General features: G+C 69.8%; 14 protein-coding genes, 1 tRNA gene and 1 pseudogene. 6 read left to right on the forward strand and 10 right to left on the reverse strand.

Going from position 1 to position 16,951, the window contains the following annotated elements:
* The 4 genes and pseudogenes from ATM97_RS01160 to ATM97_RS01175 form a co-directional block, all read right to left on the reverse strand.
* Nucleotides 1-205 (reverse strand): annotated as a pseudogene (locus ATM97_RS01160) (hypothetical protein); the annotation flags it as partial.
* 210 nt (nt 206-415) lie between these two features.
* Entirely contained in the window at nt 416-1,396 is a 981-nt protein-coding gene (locus tag ATM97_RS01165; RefSeq protein ID WP_218716034.1) for a ribose-phosphate diphosphokinase, read from the reverse strand.
* On the reverse strand, nt 1,393-2,883 hold the full coding sequence (glmU, locus tag ATM97_RS01170) for a bifunctional UDP-N-acetylglucosamine diphosphorylase/glucosamine-1-phosphate N-acetyltransferase GlmU (protein ID WP_218716035.1): 1,491 nt from the start codon (nt 2,881-2,883) through the stop codon (nt 1,393-1,395). Before glmU ends, ATM97_RS01165 begins: the two co-directional genes overlap by 4 nt.
* Nucleotides 2,884-2,973: 90 nt before the next feature.
* Nucleotides 2,974-3,044, reverse strand: a tRNA-Gln gene (locus tag ATM97_RS01175).
* 310 nt (nt 3,045-3,354) lie between these two features.
* Between ATM97_RS01175 and ATM97_RS01180 the strand changes: the two genes are divergently transcribed.
* Complete coding sequence (locus ATM97_RS01180) at nt 3,355-3,981, forward strand: TetR/AcrR family transcriptional regulator (protein WP_218716036.1); 627 nt, start codon at nt 3,355-3,357, stop codon at nt 3,979-3,981.
* A 170-nt stretch (nt 3,982-4,151) separates the two neighbouring features.
* The gene (locus ATM97_RS01185) at nt 4,152-4,799 is read left to right on the forward strand and encodes a TetR/AcrR family transcriptional regulator (protein WP_218716037.1); all 648 of its coding nucleotides are present in this window, start codon (nt 4,152-4,154) and stop codon (nt 4,797-4,799) included.
* An 8-nt stretch (nt 4,800-4,807) separates the two neighbouring features.
* Here ATM97_RS01185 and ATM97_RS01190 read toward each other — a convergent pair whose 3' ends face one another.
* Entirely contained in the window at nt 4,808-5,431 is a 624-nt protein-coding gene (locus ATM97_RS01190; protein ID WP_218716038.1) for a TIGR03085 family metal-binding protein, read from the reverse strand.
* Between the two features lie 151 nt (nt 5,432-5,582).
* Here ATM97_RS01190 and mfd point away from each other — a divergent pair, with 151 nt between their 5' ends.
* The 4 genes from mfd (at nt 5,583) to ATM97_RS01210 (ending at nt 11,153) form a co-directional block, all read left to right on the forward strand.
* On the forward strand, nt 5,583-9,194 hold the full coding sequence (gene mfd / locus ATM97_RS01195; protein WP_218716039.1) for a transcription-repair coupling factor: 3,612 nt from the start codon (nt 5,583-5,585) through the stop codon (nt 9,192-9,194).
* Nucleotides 9,194-9,919 (forward strand): MazG family protein, encoded by a 726-nt coding sequence (locus ATM97_RS01200; RefSeq protein ID WP_218716040.1) that lies wholly within the window; start codon nt 9,194-9,196, stop codon nt 9,917-9,919. Before mfd ends, ATM97_RS01200 begins: the two co-directional genes overlap by 1 nt.
* Nucleotides 9,920-10,076: 157 nt before the next feature.
* A complete protein-coding gene (locus ATM97_RS01205) occupies nt 10,077-10,550 on the forward strand; it encodes a hypothetical protein (protein WP_255586644.1) in 474 nt (157 codons plus the stop codon).
* 27 nt (nt 10,551-10,577) lie between these two features.
* A complete protein-coding gene (locus ATM97_RS01210; RefSeq protein ID WP_218716041.1) occupies nt 10,578-11,153 on the forward strand; it encodes a TerD family protein in 576 nt (191 codons plus the stop codon).
* A gap of 24 nt (nt 11,154-11,177) precedes the next feature.
* Here the strand turns inward: ATM97_RS01210 and ATM97_RS01215 are convergent, their stop codons facing one another.
* From ATM97_RS01215 to ATM97_RS01235, 5 genes are all read right to left on the reverse strand, one after another.
* On the reverse strand, nt 11,178-12,569 hold the full coding sequence (locus ATM97_RS01215) for an MATE family efflux transporter (RefSeq protein ID WP_218716042.1): 1,392 nt from the start codon (nt 12,567-12,569) through the stop codon (nt 11,178-11,180).
* A gap of 37 nt (nt 12,570-12,606) precedes the next feature.
* A complete protein-coding gene (locus tag ATM97_RS01220) occupies nt 12,607-13,641 on the reverse strand; it encodes a PLP-dependent cysteine synthase family protein (protein ID WP_218716043.1) in 1,035 nt (344 codons plus the stop codon).
* A gap of 36 nt (nt 13,642-13,677) precedes the next feature.
* Nucleotides 13,678-15,102: an alanine racemase gene (locus ATM97_RS01225; RefSeq protein WP_218716044.1), complete on the reverse strand. Its 1,425-nt coding sequence runs from the start codon at nt 15,100-15,102 to the stop codon at nt 13,678-13,680.
* Nucleotides 15,093-16,103: an ornithine cyclodeaminase family protein gene (locus tag ATM97_RS01230; protein ID WP_218716045.1), complete on the reverse strand. Its 1,011-nt coding sequence runs from the start codon at nt 16,101-16,103 to the stop codon at nt 15,093-15,095. Before ATM97_RS01230 ends, ATM97_RS01225 begins: the two co-directional genes overlap by 10 nt.
* Nucleotides 16,075-16,951 (reverse strand): TauD/TfdA family dioxygenase (locus ATM97_RS01235; RefSeq protein WP_218716046.1); only part of this gene is annotated, 877 nt, incomplete at its 5' end. The genes ATM97_RS01235 and ATM97_RS01230, both read right to left, overlap by 29 nt.

The raw sequence follows: 16,951 nt of genomic DNA on the forward strand, positions 1-16,951 counted from the left end.
CCCACGGCGCCTCGGCGCGCGGCGGTGCCGGGGCGGGCGGCGGTGCCGGGGCGGGCGGAACGGCTGCCTGGTCCGGGTGCGGCGGCAACTCAGCGGGCGGCGTGCCGTCGTTCCACATCCGCTCGGTGGGCGCCGGAGCGTCCTGCACCCGCGGCACCACCCGGTCCTTACCCAGCTCGACCGGCCTTTCCGGTTCGGTACTCATGTTCCCCCTGCCACGTCCCGCATTACAGGACCCACCATGCCCGAAGAGCAGTCGGTGCGCCACGTCCGAAGACAAGGCGCACCGACTGCTCTCGCTAGCGCATGGGTAAGTCACCGGGTGCGGGCGAACCCCCCACTCCGAAATTCTGGCCGCGTCCCCAACTCACCCCGCACCTGAGTCCGGCCAGAATGTGCGGAGAGGCGGACCAGCCTAGGCGTTGCCGTTGAACAGGCCGGTGACCGAGCCGTTCTCGAAGACCTCGCGGATGGTGCGGGCCAGCAGCGGCGCGATGGACAGCACGGTCAGCGTGGGGAACTTCTTGTCCTCGCTGATCGGCAGGGTGTTGGTGATGACGACTTCCCTGGCGCCGCAGTTGGCGAGGCGCTCGGCGGCCGGATCGCTCAGCACGCCGTGGGTGGCGGCGATGATGACATCGCCCGCGCCGGCTTCCTTGAGCACCTTGACCGCGCCGGCGATGGTGCCACCGGTGTCGATCATGTCGTCGATCAGCACGCAGGTGCGGCCCTCGACGTCACCGACGACGCGGTTGGACTTCACCTGGTTGGGCACCAGCGGGTCGCGGGTCTTGTGGATGAACGCCAGCGGGGTGCCGCCGAGCGAGTCGGCCCACTTCTCGGCGACCTTCACGCGGCCCGCGTCGGGCGAGACCACGGCCAGGTTGTCGGACGGGTAGTTGGTGCGGATGTACTCCGAGAGCTGCACCAGCGCGTGCATGTGATCGACGGGGCCGTCGAAGAAGCCCTGGATCTGGTCGGTGTGCAGGTCGACGGTGATGATGCGGTCGGCGCCCGCGGTCTTGAGCAGGTCGGCGACGAGGCGGGCCGAGATCGGCTCGCGGCCGCGGTGCTTCTTGTCCTGGCGGGCGTACGGGTAGAACGGCAGCACTGCGGTGATCCGCTTGGCCGAGCCGCGCTTGAGCGCGTCGATCATGATGAGCTGTTCCATCAGCCACTGGTTCAGCGGGGCCGGGAAGCTCTGCAGCACGAAGGCGTCGGAACCGCGCACCGACTCCTCGAACCGCACGAAGATCTCGCCGTTGGCGAAGTCGCGCGCGGTCTGCGGCGTGATGTCGACGTCCAGTTCCTTGGCGACCTGCTCGGCCAGCTCAGGATGTGACCGGCCGGCGAAGAGCATCAAGTTCTTCTGGTTGTCGATCGAGAACGCGGTCACTGCTGGTTGCCATCCTTTTGCTCGATTGTCTGATCAGACGTCTCGTTTGCCGCGATGGCATCCGCCGCCGCGCGCGCCGCAGCGGTTCCTGGACGGTAACGCTGCACCCAGTTCTCAATGATGCGCTGTGGTCCACCCGACACCGCAAGTGCCCCCGGTGGAACGCTTCTACGCAGCACAGTACCCGCTCCCGTATAGGCGCCGTCACCCACGGTGACGGGAGCGATGAACATGGTGTCGCTACCGGTCCGCACATGGGAACCGACCACAGTGTGGTGTTTGTTGACGCCGTCATAGTTCACGAAAACGCTGGAAGCGCCGATGTTGCTGTACTCGCCGATGGTCGCGTCACCGACGTAGGTCAGGTGCGGCACCTTCGAGTGCGCTCCGATCGAGGCGTTCTTGGTTTCGACGAAGGCGCCGAGCTTGCCCTGCTCGCCGACGACGGTGCCCGGCCGCAGGTAGCTGAAGGGACCGATGGTCGCGCTGTCGCCGATCTCGGAGCGCTCACCATGGGAACGGACCACACTCGCGCCCGCGCCGACGACGACGTCGGTCAGCGTGGTGTCCGGCCCGATCTCGGCGTCCTCGCCGATGTGGGTCTCGCCGAAGAGCTGGGTGCCCGGCCGCAGCACGGCGTCGCGCCCGATCCGCACGCCGGCGTCGACCCAGGTCGTCGCCGGATCGATGATCGTCACGCCGGCCCGCATGTGCCGTTCGAGGATGTAGCGGTTGAGGGTGGCGCCCGCCTGCGAGAGCTGCACCCGGTCGTTGACCCCGGTGACCTTGTTCGCGTCGACCAGGCGCGCGCCGTGCACCGGGTGCCCAGCCTCGCGGGCCAGGCGCAGCACGTCGGTGAGGTAGAGCTCGTGCTGGGCGTTGGCGGTGGACAGCCGCCCGATCATGGTGCGCAGCACCGAGGCGTCGAAGGCGTAGACGCCGGAGTTGACCTCTTTGATCTTGGTCTGTTCCGGGGTGGCGTCGGCGTGCTCGACGATCTCGGCGACCTGGCCGTCGGCGTCGCGCACGATCCGGCCGTAGCCGTTGGCGTCGTCGGGGACGAAGGTCAGCACGGTGACCGCCGGGCGTTCGGCGTAGCTGCGGTGCTCGTCGAGCAGCGCGGCGAGGGTGTGCCCGTCCAGCAGCGGGACGTCGGCCGAGGTGACGAGCAGGTCGCCGTCGAAGTCCGTCGGCACCGAGTCCAGTGCGCACTGCACCGCGTGGCCGGTACCGAGCTGCTCCTCCTGTACCGCGCAGACGATCTCGCGGCCGAGCTCCTTGCCCACCTCGGCGACGGCGGCGCCGACCTTGTCGCGGTCGTGGCCGACCACGGTGATCAGGTGGGTCGGGTCGATCTCGTCGGCGGCGTGCAGCGCGTGCGAGAGCATCGACCGACCGGCCAATGGGTGCAGCACTTTCGGGGTCTTCGACCGCATTCGCGTCCCGGCACCAGCGGCGAGAACGACGACGGCGGTCTGCGGTGGCATGGATCTCCCTCGGCTGCCTGTCAGCGAGTGTGCTGTGGCGGGTTCGGTCGGTGATGGTGCGGGCCGACGATACGTCACTGTGTCCGTGTGCTCCGCCGCCAGGACTCGAACCTGAACTATCTGAACCAAAATCAGAGGTGCTGCCATTACACTACGGCGGATCGCCACACCAGTGGGCCGTGAGAGCCCACCACTGTGCTACGGCACGGCCATGATCCTCGCACAGTTCCGCCTCTCCGTAAATTTTGGCCGGACCTAGGTGCGGGGTGAGTCGTGAACGCGGCAAGCCTTGCCGAGGTGGCAGGTCGGCCCGTCCCCGGTGAGTTACCCCTGTGCTCGCGAAATCAGTTGGTCGGCGGGCGGGGTGGGGTCTGTGGACGGGTGGGGCGGTCTGAGACAGTTGGGGGGACTGTCGGGCGGTAGGAGAGGCGGGATCTGGTGAGTGATGCGGGGCGGCCCAGTAGACCGAGGATGACCGGTACGCAACGACGGCAGCAGCTGATCGAGATCGGTCGCGCGTTGTTCGCCGAGCGGGGATATGACGCGACATCGATCGAGGAGATCGCCCAGCGTGCCCAGGTGTCCAAGCCCGTGGTCTACGAGCACTTCGGTGGCAAGGAAGGGCTCTACGCGGTCGTGGTCGACCGCGAGATGTCGATGCTGCTGGACATGATCACCTCCTCGCTGACCCAGAACCGCTCGCGGGTCCGGCTCGAACAGGTGGCGCTGGCCCTGCTGGCCTACATCGAGGAGCGCACCGACGGGTTCCGGATCCTGGTGCGCGACCAGCCCGCCGTGAACGCCGACGGTCGCTACTCGAGCCTGCTCAACGAGGCGGTCAACCAGGTCGCGCATCTGCTCGCCGGTGATTTCGCGCGGCGCGATCTGGACCCGAGCCTGGCTCCGCTCTACGCGCAGGCGCTCGTCGGTATGGTCTCGACCGCGGCGACCTGGTGGCTCGACGAGCGCACGCCTTCGAAAGAAGTGGTCGCGGCCCATCTGGTCAACCTGTGCTGGAACGGATTGAGCCACTTGGAAGCCGAACCGGGGCTCAGCTCCGAATGGAATACGGGACAGGCAGGCGGATCGGCGGGGTAACCGGACGATAGCGCCCGCGGCCACAGCGAATCCAGGATTCGGCTGCCGCGTAGCCGCCTGGTGGTACGGTTCACCCATCCTTTTGGGTGCTGCCGGGCGGTAAGTCGATCAAACTTCGGGATGTCGGTCTACTTCAGGATGGCTGGATTATTGGATGACAGGCGGATCTGATGGCTAGGCAAGCGCGCGCGGAGATCACCCGCGACTCCGTCCTTGCTGGCGCTGCCGATGTCTTTCTCCGTTTGGGCTACGCCAACGCGAGCCTCAGCGAAATCATCGCGCAGTCCAATGTGACCAAGGGCGCCTTGTACTTTCACTTCGGCTCCAAGGAGGAGCTGGCCAGGGCGGTGGTCGATCAGGGCAACGAGCGCCTGGTCGGTTCGTGCCAGGGATTCTTCGATTCCCGGGTGCCCGCGCTGGAGGCGTGCATCGGCATCACCTACGTGGTGGCCGATCTGTCGATGAACGATCCGATGGTGGGGGCGATGCTCAAGCTCACCCACCAGATCGGCGACTATCGCGGCGCCCAGGGCGACAACATCGCCAAGGTCTGGAGTGAGACCTACCGGGTGCTGGCCGAGCGGGCCATCGCCCAGGGCGACCTGCACGCCGACCTCGATCCCGAGGTGGTCGGGCTGCTGCTGCACGAGCTGACGGCGGGCGTGCACATCGTCGCGGTCGGAACCGAGTCGATGGATCAGATGGCGTCCAGGATGGAACGCGCCTGGTACTTCCTGCTGCCCTCGATCGTGCCGACGGAGAAGTTGTCGTACTTCCGCGAGTTCGCCGCCCGCCGCCTGCGTCGCTACGTGCTCTAGCCGGTGGCCTAGACGCTGCGGTCGGTGCCGAGCACCGCCCGCACGTCGGCCTCGGCGCCGGTGGTCTCGATCCTGACCTCGTCGCGCCCGAACGCGTGCAGCAGCAGCTCCGACGGCTTGCCGGTGAGCACGACCTCGGTGCCCGCCGCGCGATGCGCGGTCACCCGGTCGCCGTCCGGCGTCGCGAGCACCACGGCGACCGGCGACTTGCGGTAGGCGGTGCGCGCCACCATGCGCAGCGCCGACCACAGCCGCGCCTCGTCGGAGGCCACGAATTCCCGTGGCGTCCAACCGGGTTCGGCCCGGCGGACGTCCTCGTGGTGGACGAACATCTCGGACAGGTTGGCGAACGCGTCGACCGGCCGCAGCGGCGACCACCACGGCGGCCCGGTGCGCACCAGCTCGGCCAGTTCGGCGAACGGCCGCTGCGCGATCTTGTCCTGGGTCGCGTCCAGGTAGCCGGCCAGCGGCCGGATCAGGATGCCGAGGGAGGCGTCGGGCCTGCGCTCCCGGACCACCAGGTGGGCGGCTAGGTCGTGCACCGTCCACGTACCGCACAGGGTCGGCGCCGACGGCCCCGCTTCGATCATTGTCGCCACCAGGGCGTGGCGTTCCCGCTGAGCCAGACTCACGATCTCGACGGTACGCCCGCGCGGCGGAAAACGCCTCGTCGGATGTGCCCCCGGACCGCACCGGCGCCGGTCAGGAGGCGTGCGCCGACGGTGTCGGGGCCGGTGATTAGACTCGACGCGGAACATCCCGTCTGCGTATTCAGGAGCGTTCATGTCCTCCCTTCGTCCTCCGCTCGCCGGTCTGGCCGAGGCGGCTGGGGGTGACGCCGCGCTGCGGACGGTTGCCGACCTGGTCGGCAAGTCCGGGGTGGAACTGGTCGCCCCGTCGGCCGTGCGGCCGTTCGTCGCCGCGACGATCGCGGCCCAGCAGCCGCTGGTGGTGGTCACCGCCACCGGGCGCGAGGCCGACGACCTCACCGTCGAGCTGGCCGAGATGCTCGGGCCCTCGGTGGCCATGTTCCCGTCCTGGGAGACGCTGCCGCACGAGCGGCTCTCGCCCGGCCCCGACACCGTCGGCCGCAGGCTCGAGGTGCTGCGCAGGCTGGCCCACCCCGAGGACCCGGTGTATCCGGAGCCGCTGCGCGTCGTCGTGACCACCGTGCGCTCGCTGATGCAGCCGATGACGGCGGGTCTGGGCGACATCGAACCGATCGTGCTGCGCACCGGCGCCGACTACGACTTCGACGAATTGCTCACCCGCCTGGTCGAATTCGCCTACACCCGGGTCGACATGGTCGGCAAGCGCGGCGAGTTCGCGGTGCGCGGCGGCATCCTCGACCTGTTCCCGCCGACCGCCGATCATCCGGTGCGCGTGGAGTTCTGGGGCGACGAGATCACCGAGCTGCGCCCGTTCTCGGTCGCCGACCAACGCTCGCTGGGCGAGCACACCGTCGACACCGTGGTCGCGCCGCCGTGCCGGGAGCTGCTGCTCACCGCGCCGGTGCGGGAACGCGCCGCCGCCGTGGCGGTCGACAACGCCGCCGACGCCGCCCTGGTCGAAATGCTCGACAAGATCGCCGAGGGTATCCCGGTCGACGGCATGGAGGCGCTGCTGCCGGTCCTCGCGCCCGGCAAGCTGAGCCTGCTCACCGAGGCCCTGCCCGCGGGCACCCACCTGCTGCTGTGCGATCCGGAGAAGATCCGCACCCGCGCCGCCGATCTCGTACGCACCGGCGAGGAATTCCTCGAAGCCTCCTGGACCGCCGCCTCGTTCGGCAGCGACGCGCCGTTGGGCGCGCACGGTCTGGATCTGGCCGCCTCCGGCTACCGCAGCCTGCCGGAATTGCACACCAGCGCCGACGAACTCGGGCTGCCGTGGTGGTCGCTGAGCCCGCTCAGCTCCGGTGATCCGGTCGAGGTGAACCTGCCCGTGCTGGCCGGTCCGACCGCACGCGGGTCCGAGGAACTGGTCGCCACCATCTTCGCCTCGCTGCGCGCGCACGTCGCCACCGGCGGTCGTGCCGTCGTCGTGGTCACCGGACACGGGACGGCGCAACGCATTCTGGAACGCCTCGCCGACGCCGAGGTGCCCGCGACCGCGCTGGCGGCGGGCGCGGTGCCGGACGCGGGCGTGGTCGGGGTGCTGTGCGGCTCGCTGCACGACGGCCTGATATTCGACGACGCGGGCCTGGTCGTCGTCGCCGAGTCCGACCTCACCGGCAACCGGGTCACCGCGCCCACCGAGGGCAAGCGGCTGCCCGCCAAGCGTCGCAATCAGGTCGACCCGCTGGCGCTGTCGGCCGGCGACATGGTGGTGCACGACCAGCACGGCATCGGCCGCTTCGTCGAGATGATCGAGCGCACCATCGGCGGGGCCCGGCGCGAGTACCTGGTCATCGAGTACGCGCCCAGCAAGCGCGGCCAGCCCGGCGACCGGCTGTTCGTGCCGATGGAGTCGCTCGATCAGCTCTCCCGCTACGTCGGCGGCGAACTGCCCAGCCTGTCCAAGCTCGGCGGGTCGGACTGGGCGAACACGAAACGCAAGGCGCGCAAGGCTGTTCGCGAGATCGCGGGCGAGCTGGTGCAGCTCTACGCGGCGCGGCAGGCCGCGCCCGGGCACGCCTTCGCCCCGGACACGCCGTGGCAGCAGGAGATGGAGGACGCGTTCGCGTTCACCGAGACCGTCGATCAGATGACCGCCATCACCGACGTCAAGGCCGACATGGAGAAGGCGGTCCCGATGGACCGCGTGGTGTGTGGTGACGTCGGCTACGGCAAGACCGAGATCGCCGTGCGCGCCGCGTTCAAGGCGGTCCAGGACGGCAAGCAGGTCGTCGTGCTGGTGCCGACGACGCTGCTGGCCCAGCAGCACCTGCAGACCTTCACCGAACGGGTCGCCGGGTTCCCGGTGAAGGTGAAGGGCCTGTCGCGCTTCACCGACGCCGCCGAGTCCAAGGAGATCCTGGCCGGGATGGCCGACGGTGAGGTCGACATCGTGGTCGGCACCCACCGGCTGCTGCAGACCGGCGTGCGCTGGAAGGACCTGGGTCTGGTCATCGTCGACGAGGAACAGCGCTTCGGTGTCGAGCACAAGGAGCACATCAAGGCGCTGCGCACCCACGTCGACGTGCTCACCATGTCGGCCACCCCGATCCCGCGCACCCTGGAGATGAGCCTGGCGGGCATCCGCGAGATGTCGACCATCCTGACCCCGCCGGAGGAACGGCACCCGGTGCTCACCTACGTCGGCGCCTACAACGACAAGCAGGTCACCGCCGCCATCCGTCGCGAGCTGATGCGCGACGGCCAGGTCTTCTACGTGCACAACCGGGTCTCCTCGATCGACAAGGCGGCCAAGAAGATTCGCGAGCTGGTGCCCGAGGCCAGGGTCGTCGTCGCGCACGGGCAGATGAACGAGGACCAGCTCGAGCGCACCGTGCAGGGCTTCTGGGAGCGCGAATACGACGTGCTGGTCTGCACCACGATCATCGAGACCGGCCTCGACATCTCCAACGCCAACACCCTGATCGTGGAACGCGCCGACTCCCTGGGCCTGTCGCAGCTGCACCAGCTGCGTGGCCGCGTCGGGCGCTCCCGGGAGCGCGGCTACGCCTACTTCCTGTACCCGCCGGAGAAGCCCCTGACCGAGACCGCCTACGACCGGCTCGCCACCATCGCGCAGAACTCGGATCTGGGCGCGGGCATGGCCGTGGCCATGAAGGACCTCGAGATCCGCGGCGCGGGCAACGTGCTCGGCGCCGAGCAGTCCGGTCACGTCGCCGGCGTCGGCTTCGACCTGTACGTGCGGCTGGTCGGCGAGGCCGTGGAGGCCTATCGCGCGGCCGCCGACGGCAAGCCGATCGTCACCGAGGAGACCAAGGAGGTGCGCATCGACCTGCCGGTGGACGCGCACATCCCGCCCGACTACGTCGCCAGCGACCGGCTGCGGCTCGAGGCCTACCGCAAGCTCGCCGCCGCCCAGGACGACGCGGCGCTGGCCGCGGTGGTGGAGGAACTCGTCGACCGGTACGGCCCGCTGCCGGTGGAGGTCGGCAGGCTCGTCTCGGTCGCCAAGCTGCGGCTGCTGGCCCGCGCCTACGACGTGTCCGAGATCGTGGTCACCGGAACAACACTCAAGATCGCGCCGCTGACGCTGCCCGATTCCAAACAGCTCCGGCTCAAGCGGCTCTACCCGAGCGCCACCTACCGCGCGGCCAGCGGCCTCGTGCAGTTGCCGCTGCCCCGGATCACCGACAGCGTCGGCGCCGACCGGGTGCGCGATGTGGCCGTGCTGCAGTTCGTCGCCGATCTGCTGCTCGCGCTCGACGGCAAACCCCAAGGCATGGTGGATCTCTCGGTGCCGACCGAAGCGACTCCGGTCTGATGGGCGGCGAGGTCCGCGCGCAGGAGGCGGCCGACGCCGCGGTGGTCGCGGCCGGCCTGGCAGGCGCGGTCGAGGTGATGGACCGGCTGTGGCATTTCGGCGGCTGGGAGACCACCCAGACCCACGACTCGCTGCGCCCGTACCTGCTCGAGGAGACCTACGAGCTGCTCGACGCGATCCAGGCGGGCGACTACGAGACGATCAAGGAGGAACTCGGCGACCTGCTGCTGCAGGTGCTGTTCCACTCCCGGATCGCCGAGGCCGCAGGCGAATTCACCGTCGACGAGGTGGCGGCGACGCTGGTGGGCAAGCTCGTGCACCGCAGCCCGCACCTGATCGATGCCGACCTGCCCGCGGGCACCTCGGTCGCCGACAAGATCGCCGCGCAGGAAAAGGCCTGGGAGGAACGCAAATCCGCGGAGAAGTCGCGGCGTTCCTGCCTCGACGGGATCGCGATGGCCCAGCCCGCGCTGGCCCTGGCCGAGAAGGTGCGCTCGCGCAGCGCCAGAGCGGGCCTGCCCGACGATCTGGTGCCGCGCGCGCTGCGGGTGGTCGAGCTCGGCGGGCCCGATTCCGCCGAGGAGCGGCTGCGCAAGGCCACCATCGATTTCGCCGCCGCGATCCGGGCCGCCGAGGACGCGGCCGAAGCCGCGCGGGGCGAGCGGGCCGCGCTGACGGCGGCGCAGTGGCGCGCGTTCTGGCCGCACGAGTTATCGGTCAGCTAATCGGATCGTTCGCGCAGGTGGCGGCTGAGACGTTGCTGAGATCTGCCGGACAATCCGGCGCGAGCCAGCGAGCAAGGGGCACACCGATTTAGACTCGGGGGTGGCTCGCCGTCCGCGGTGGGCGCAGCGGTGTCCGACGATCGTCGAGGTGAGGTAGATGGCAACAGAAGTCGATCCGGCAGGGCAGGACTACATGACTGATCACCCCGAGCTCGACGTGTTGCCGGTATGGCCGCAGGAGACAATCGCCGTGCTGGTCACGACCGATCCGGCGCCGCACGCGATTCCCGTCTCGTGGCCGGTGCGCGCGGGCGACCGCCGGATCCTGATCAGCCTGAAGTCCGATCGCGGCTCGCTGGCCCGGTTGCGGGCGCGGCCGGAGGTGGCCCTGCTGATCCTGGGCGGCGGCAATGTCGCGCTGTGCGCGCGCGGGCGGGCGAAGGTGATCGCCGAGCAGATGCCCTCGGCCGAGGACTACACCGCCGTGCAACTCGACGTCGAGGTGATCGACGACCATCGCCAGTCGGCTTTCGCGGTGGATCGGGGCATCCAGCGCACCGTGCTCGACGAGACCGAACTGCGCGCGCTGGAAGGCCGGGTCGAGACGTTGCGGACCTGGGCCGAGGACTGACACACATCATCAGATAGAAGGGTTTCCATGAGCGTCACACTCGCCAAGGGCGGCAATGTCTCGCTGTCGAAGCAGACCGACAACCTCACCAAGGTCGCGGTTGGTCTGGGCTGGGACGTGCGCACCACGACCGGCGCCGACCACGATCTCGACGCCAGCGCGCTGGCGACCGGCGCCAACCTGAAGGTGCTTTCCGACCAGCACTTCGTCTTCTACAACAACCTGCGCTCGCCGGAAGGCACCATCGAGCACACCGGTGACAATTTGACCGGCGCCGGCGACGGCGACGACGAGGTGATCAACGTCGACCTGGCGGCCACGCCGCCGACGATCACCAACATCTTCTTCCCGGTCTCGATCCACGACGCCCAGGCCCGCGGCCAGTCCTTCGGCCAGATCCGCAACGCCTACATTCGCGTCACCGACGCGATCACCGGTGTCGAACTGGCCCGCTACGACCTCTCCGAAGACGCCTCCACCGAGACCGCCATGGTCTTCGGCGAGCTCTACCGCCACAACAGCGAGTGGAAGTTCCGCGCCATCGGCCAGGGCTACGCCTCCGGCCTGGCCGGCATCGCCAGAGACTACGGCGTCAACATCTGACGCATCCCCTTCTCATTGTCGACGTCAGGACGATTGGGTCGCGGGTACCCGGACCGACCGCGCCGCGCTCGCCTGGTCCAGCAGGGCGAAGTACTTGCGGAGCATGAGGATCGCGGTGGTGGCCAGGCCTGCCGTGAGGCCCCACCAGACGCCGGCCGCGCCGAGGTGGAGCGGGAAGGCGAACAGGAGGGCGGCGGGCAGGCCGACGCCCCAGTAGCCGATGAGCGACAGCCGGAAGCCCGCCGAGGTTTCCTTGAGGCCGCGCAGCAGGCCGGTGCCGATGTTCTGGGCGGCGTCGAAGAATTGCAGGACGATGCCGATGAGAAGCAGGGTGTGGGCGATCGCGATGGTGTCGGTGTCGCCGGAGTCCAGGAACGGGGCCAGCACCAGGTTCGGGGCGATCATGTAGACCGCGCCGGTGACGGCGGCGAGCACGCCCGCGTGCCGCAGTGCCAGCCAGGCCAGCGCCCGCGCGTGGCTGTACTCCTCGCGCGCGACGGCGTGGCTGACCAGGATCGACGCGCCGTGGGACAGGCCGATCGCGACCTGGAACACGATGTAGATGATCTGGTAGACCACATTGTGCGCGGCCAGGGCGGCGGGGCCGAAGCTGCCCATGACCAGCGCCAGCACCGAGAACATGCCCGCTTCCGACCCGTAGGTCAGCGCGATCGGGGTGCCGAGGCGCAGTTCCTCGCGCACCGTCGACCAGCGCACCGGCCAAGGCCGCGACGGCAGCGTCGGGCCGAGGCGTTCGTCGCGAGCGACCATGGCCCAGAACACGCCGAAGGTGATCAGGAAGACCAGCGAGGTCGCGATGCCGACGCCGGTCAGGCCCGACGCGGGGACGCCGGCCCAGCCGTGGATGAAGGTCAGCGCGAGCACCAGGTTCAGCGCCACCGAGCCGAGGGTCACCAGCAGCAGCGCCTGCGGGCGCTGCATGCCGACGGTGTACTGCCGCAAGACCTGGAACCACAGGCAGGGCAGCAGTCCCGGGGCGAGCGCGATCATCATCGGCCGGGCCAGGGCGAGCACGCCCTCGTCCTGCCCGAGCCAGGGCAGTATCCACCCCAGCCCGATCAGCAGGGCGCCGCCGAGCAGACCGGCGATGGTGGCGATGACGAACGCGGCGCGCACCACCCCGCGGATCTCGTCGTCGGCGGAGTCGCCGCGTTTGCCCGCGGCGCCGAGCGCACCCGCGATCTGATTACCGGTGCCGGTGATCAACCCGACGCACATCGTGCGGATCTGGTTGAACAGCACCAGCGCCAGGCCGCCCGCGGCGACTTCGCGCACGCCGAGGGTGCCCATCAACGCCAAGTTGGTGGTCGAGACCGCGATCTGCGCCAGCTGGGTGAGCGCGATCGGCGTCGCCAGCCTCGCCAGCGCGCTGCTGTCGGTGGGCCGCGTACTCACCCACCCACTCCGCGGTTCGTTCCGCGCGCGTTCGCGCTCACCTGACCTCCATCAGTTCGTCGTGTCGCCGCAGCGGCGAGTAGCGGCGCAGCAGGGTGGTGACCTCGCATTCGGCGGCGGGGTCGAGCAGATCGCGCGCGGCCATCCAATCGTCGTCGAACACGGTATCGAGATACTTCTCGCCACCGTCACACACGATGGTCACCACGGTCGACCCAGCCGGGAATTCCGCGAGCCGCGCCAAGGCATTGTGCACCGAACCGCCCGCGGAACCGCCGATCAGCAGACCGTGTGTCCTGGCGACAGCGCGCGCGGTGGCGAAGGCGTCGGTATCGCTGACCTTCACGCCTTCGTCGAGCTGGGCGTAGTCCACGGCGGTGCCGATGGTCGCGCCGGGCGGGGTGCCCGTGCCCGACTGCCAGTACGGCCCGCCCTCGCCACCGAAGGCGATGGAGCCGACCGGTTCCACGCCGATCACCCGGGCGGGCTTGCCGAGTTCGCGCAACCGGGTGGCGGTGCCGAACAGTGAGCCGCCGGTGCCGACCGCGGAGAGCAGGATGTCGACCCGCTCGACCTCGGCCAGCAATTCCTCGGCCACCGCGTAGTAGCCGACGGCGTTGGCGTCGTTGTTGTGCTGTTCGGTGAAGTAGGCGTCGTCGCGGGCGGCCGCCATCGCCTCGGCGAGATCCTCCCGGGCCGAGGTGGCCAGCTCGTCGTCACCGTCGTCGGCGACGAACACCAGGTCGGTGCCCATGGCCCGCATCGCGCGCAACTTGTCCTTACAGGCGTGGTTGTCGACCACGGCGGTGAATCGATAGCCACGTTCGGCCGCGACCACCGCCAAGCCGAGTCCGGTGTTCCCGGACGTCGACTCGATGATATGCCCGCCATCGCGCAGCAAACCTCGCCGCTCCGCGTCGAGCACCATCGAGCGGGCCATTCTGATCTTGGCGGCGCCGGTCGGGTTGAACTGCTCGAGCTTGAGCAGCAGCCGGGTTCCGGAGTCGGTGACGGCGAGTTCGAACAGCGGAGTGCGGCCGATCAGATCCGTCACGCGCGTGACGAGAGCCATGGGGTGTTCCTCCATCGGATTGGGAGCTCGGGTGGATCAGCGGGCGTCCATACTCCAGCGCAACCGGTCGCCGCGAGCGCGCAGCACGACCTTCGGCGGGAGCGGGAGTTCGTGGAACGGGGACTCGTTGGAGTCCATCTGGTACCCGGCGGTGTTCGGGTAGACGAGCAGATCGCCGACGCGGGCGCGGCGAGGCAGCGGGATGCGCCGCCTGCTCAGTAGGTCGGACTCCAGACAGGTGGTGGCGCCGACACAGGTGGGCGTGCGGTCGCCGGGGTGGGCGGGCCACAGCACGGGATCGGGCAGGTATTCGCTGGCGAACCACTGCTCGGACAAGCTCAGGCTGGTGCCGTCGACGGTGAGGATGTCGTACGGATCACCGTGCGCGGTACGCCTTTTCACGCCCTGCACCCGGAAGACCGAACTGCCCGCCCGGTCCAGCAGCGCGCGGCCGGGTTCGACCGCGAGCCGGATGCCGTTGTCGCGCACCAGCCCGGCCAGATCGTGGTGGGCCAGGACCGCGGTGAGCATGTCCGCGCCGGGGACCGGGAAGTGGTACGGGTAGTAGCCACCGGCGGGCGGGTCGGCGTGGAACCAGCTCTCGCTCAGGGTGTCCCGGAACTCCGCCCAGGTTTCGGCGGCCAGATAGTCGACCCCGAAGCCGCCGCCGATCGAGATCGTGTCGGCCGGATGCCCGTGCGCCCTGGCCCGCAGGCAGTGTCCGACCAGGGTGATCGCTTGCTCGGCCCGGGCCGTCGCGTCGTAGCCGGACAGGTGGAAGCTGAAGCCGGACAAGGTGATCCGGCCGTCGACCGCCTGCACGGCCTGTTCCAGCTCGGCCGGGTCGAGTCCGAAGCGACTCGTCGAGCCCTCGGGCAGCGCCCGCAGCAGGATGCGGGCGGGCAGCGCGAGGGCGCGCAGCCGGTCGAGTTCGTCGAGCGCGTCGACGGCGATCAGCGCCCGGTGCCGCGCCGCCAGCCACAGCAGCTCGTCGGACTTCGCGGGCCCGGTCACCATCAGATCCTCGCCGCGCACGCCCTGCGCCAGGGCCGCGACCAGCTCGCCGGTGCTGGCGACATCGATGCCGGCCCCGTTCTCGGCGCAGGCCCGGGCCACGCACGCGGCCTTGTTCGCCTTCTTCCCGAAGTACACGAATCCGTCGACCCCGGCGCGGGTGAACGCGGTGTGGAAAGCGGTGATATTCAGCGCGACCCGGTCGGGGTACAGCACGTGGAACGGTCCGCCGACGGCGTCGGCGAGGTCACCGAGCAGCTGCGGATCGTCGATCAGCCGCTGTTCCAGCGCGTCGATCGGCGCGGGCATCGGTGGCGCGCAGTGACTCGGCCGGTCGGCGGTCGTGCCGGGACGGGCGGTGGCCGGTGCGTCCACCCGACGCGGGACGGCGACGTCGACGGCAGAACCGCCGACGCCGCCACCGGACGCTGTGTCCGTCAGTCCCACAGCGGCACCTCGACACCCCGTCCCTCGGCGATGGCACGGGCCGCCAGCGCGTGCGCGACCGCGATATCGGTGAGCACCAGCCCGCTGTTGTAGACGAAGATCTTCTCGTCCTCGCTGCGCCGCGCGGGCGCGCTGCGGGTGAGGATCTGCGGCAGTTCGGCGTCGACGCTGCGCAGGGTGCCGTCCGGTCCGACCATGTCGGTGCCGGTCAGTGCCATCTGCGCGGCGCTGGTCGCGACCACCCGATCGGCGTCGACCAGCGTGGAGGGCGCGAGCCCGTAGCCGACCAGCACCGCCACCGAACCCGGTGCCAGATGGGCGGATTCGAGCGCCACCTCGGTGCCGGGTCCGGCCGTCGCCAGCACCACATCGGCGTTGGCCGCGGCCGCGTACGGATCGTCGACCACCTCGAGCAGCGCGTGCGGCACCGCGTCGGCGAGGTGCGCGTGCACCGCCGCCAGCCCCTCGGGGTGGGTGCCGAACACCATCAGCTTGCGCAGCTGCGGATTCACCGCCAGCAGATGCGGCAGGGCGTTGCGGCCCTGGGTGCCGGTGCCGATGAGCAGCGCGCTCTCCGCGCCGCGCCGCACGGTCTCGCGCACCAGCAACGCCGAGACCGCGGGCGTGCGTAACGCGCCGACCCGAGCGCAGTCCATCATCGCGATGGGTGCGCCGGTGGTGTCGTCGTAGAGCGTGATGGTGGTGTAGTACCGCTTGGTGCTGCGGTCGTGGCCGGGATCGAACTTGTAGGAGGTCTTCATGGCCACCACCCGGCGCCTGCCGTCGCGACCCAGCATCGCGTAGGACACCGAGGAGCCGCCGGGATCGGCGACGCTCAGCTTGCGCGGGTTGTCGGATTCGCCTGCCGCGAAGGCGAGATACGCCTCCTCCACGGCCCGGACCACCTCGGCGGGGGTGATCGGCACGTCGGCCAGGTCGCTGCGGGAGAGCACCCGCAGCGGGATGCTCCGGTCACGGTTGTTCAACGGATCCTCGTTCATCTGTGCTGCCCCGCTCTGCCGTCCGATCGGTGCTCGCCCGGAACGGCGCGACCACCCTTTGCCCATACCCATTCTCGGACGACTCCTGCGCGCGCCTGCGACGTTCGGGCAACCGGATGTTGACGCGCTTGAGCCAGCGATCGGTGCCGTCGTAGCGCGCGCGGAACGGGACCCGCCCGTGCACGGCGACGTCGTTGTCCACCAGCAGGATCTCCCCGGGTGCCAGCGCGGGCGCGTGGCAGACCCTGGCGAGCTCGGCGGTGAGCCGGGCATAGGCCGCCCGGAACGTCGGGTCGGCGTCGTCGAGCGGGGTGTAGGCCGGATCGTAACGCAGTGTGGCACTGCCGGATTCGTCGAACCACACGGTCGGCAGCGCCGGGGCGGGTTGATCGAAGCCGGTGCCGTAGGACACGTCGGGCAGGATCGGCACCGTCGGCGCGGCCAGGGTCCGCAGGTCGTCCTCGGCCAGGCGGACCTGACCGACCGACGACACCGTGGTGGCCACCCGGTCGGGGTTGCGCAGGCAGGTCAGCATCAGCAGATTGGCGCGGGCGGCGTGGAAGGCGTCCTCGGTGTGCGGGCTGAGCAGGGTGGAGCTACTCGCGCCCGACTGCTCGTCCTCGTGGCCGACGGCGGGCAGGATGTTGTTGACCAGTCTGCCGTTCTGCTGGCCCGCCCACCCGAACGGCTCGCCCGCGCACCGCGCCAGCAGCAGCATGGCGATGTCGAGGTCCAGCGAGCCGGTGTGTCCGGGATCGGCGGCGGCGGTGGCCGCGGCCTGCCAGTGCGGCGGCGTCGGGCCGAATTCGGCGTCGGCGACGGGCAGCCCGCGCACCACGGTGGCGCCC

It is taken from the genome of Nocardia sp. MH4 (genome assembly GCF_019266065.1).
Taxonomy (GTDB): Bacteria; Actinomycetota; Actinomycetes; order Mycobacteriales; family Mycobacteriaceae; genus Nocardia; species Nocardia canadensis.

What these genes read in the sequence shown, in the direction of transcription:
- ATM97_RS01180 (WP_218716036.1), top strand. Translation starts at nt 3,355, where the DNA reads ATGACCGGTACGCAACGACGGCAGCAGCTGATCGAGATCGGTCGCGCG.
- ATM97_RS01200 (WP_218716040.1), top strand. Translation starts at nt 9,194, where the DNA reads ATGGGCGGCGAGGTCCGCGCGCAGGAGGCGGCCGACGCCGCGGTGGTC.
- ATM97_RS01220 (WP_218716043.1), bottom strand. Translation starts at nt 13,641, where the DNA reads ATGGCTCTCGTCACGCGCGTGACGGATCTGATCGGCCGCACTCCGCTG.
- mfd (WP_218716039.1), top strand. Translation starts at nt 5,583, where the DNA reads ATGTCCTCCCTTCGTCCTCCGCTCGCCGGTCTGGCCGAGGCGGCTGGG.
- glmU (WP_218716035.1), bottom strand. Translation starts at nt 2,883, where the DNA reads ATGCCACCGCAGACCGCCGTCGTCGTTCTCGCCGCTGGTGCCGGGACG.
- ATM97_RS01230 (WP_218716045.1), bottom strand. Translation starts at nt 16,103, where the DNA reads ATGAACGAGGATCCGTTGAACAACCGTGACCGGAGCATCCCGCTGCGG.
- ATM97_RS01185 (WP_218716037.1), top strand. Translation starts at nt 4,152, where the DNA reads ATGGCTAGGCAAGCGCGCGCGGAGATCACCCGCGACTCCGTCCTTGCT.
- ATM97_RS01205 (WP_255586644.1), top strand. Translation starts at nt 10,077, where the DNA reads ATGGCAACAGAAGTCGATCCGGCAGGGCAGGACTACATGACTGATCAC.
- ATM97_RS01210 (WP_218716041.1), top strand. Translation starts at nt 10,578, where the DNA reads ATGAGCGTCACACTCGCCAAGGGCGGCAATGTCTCGCTGTCGAAGCAG.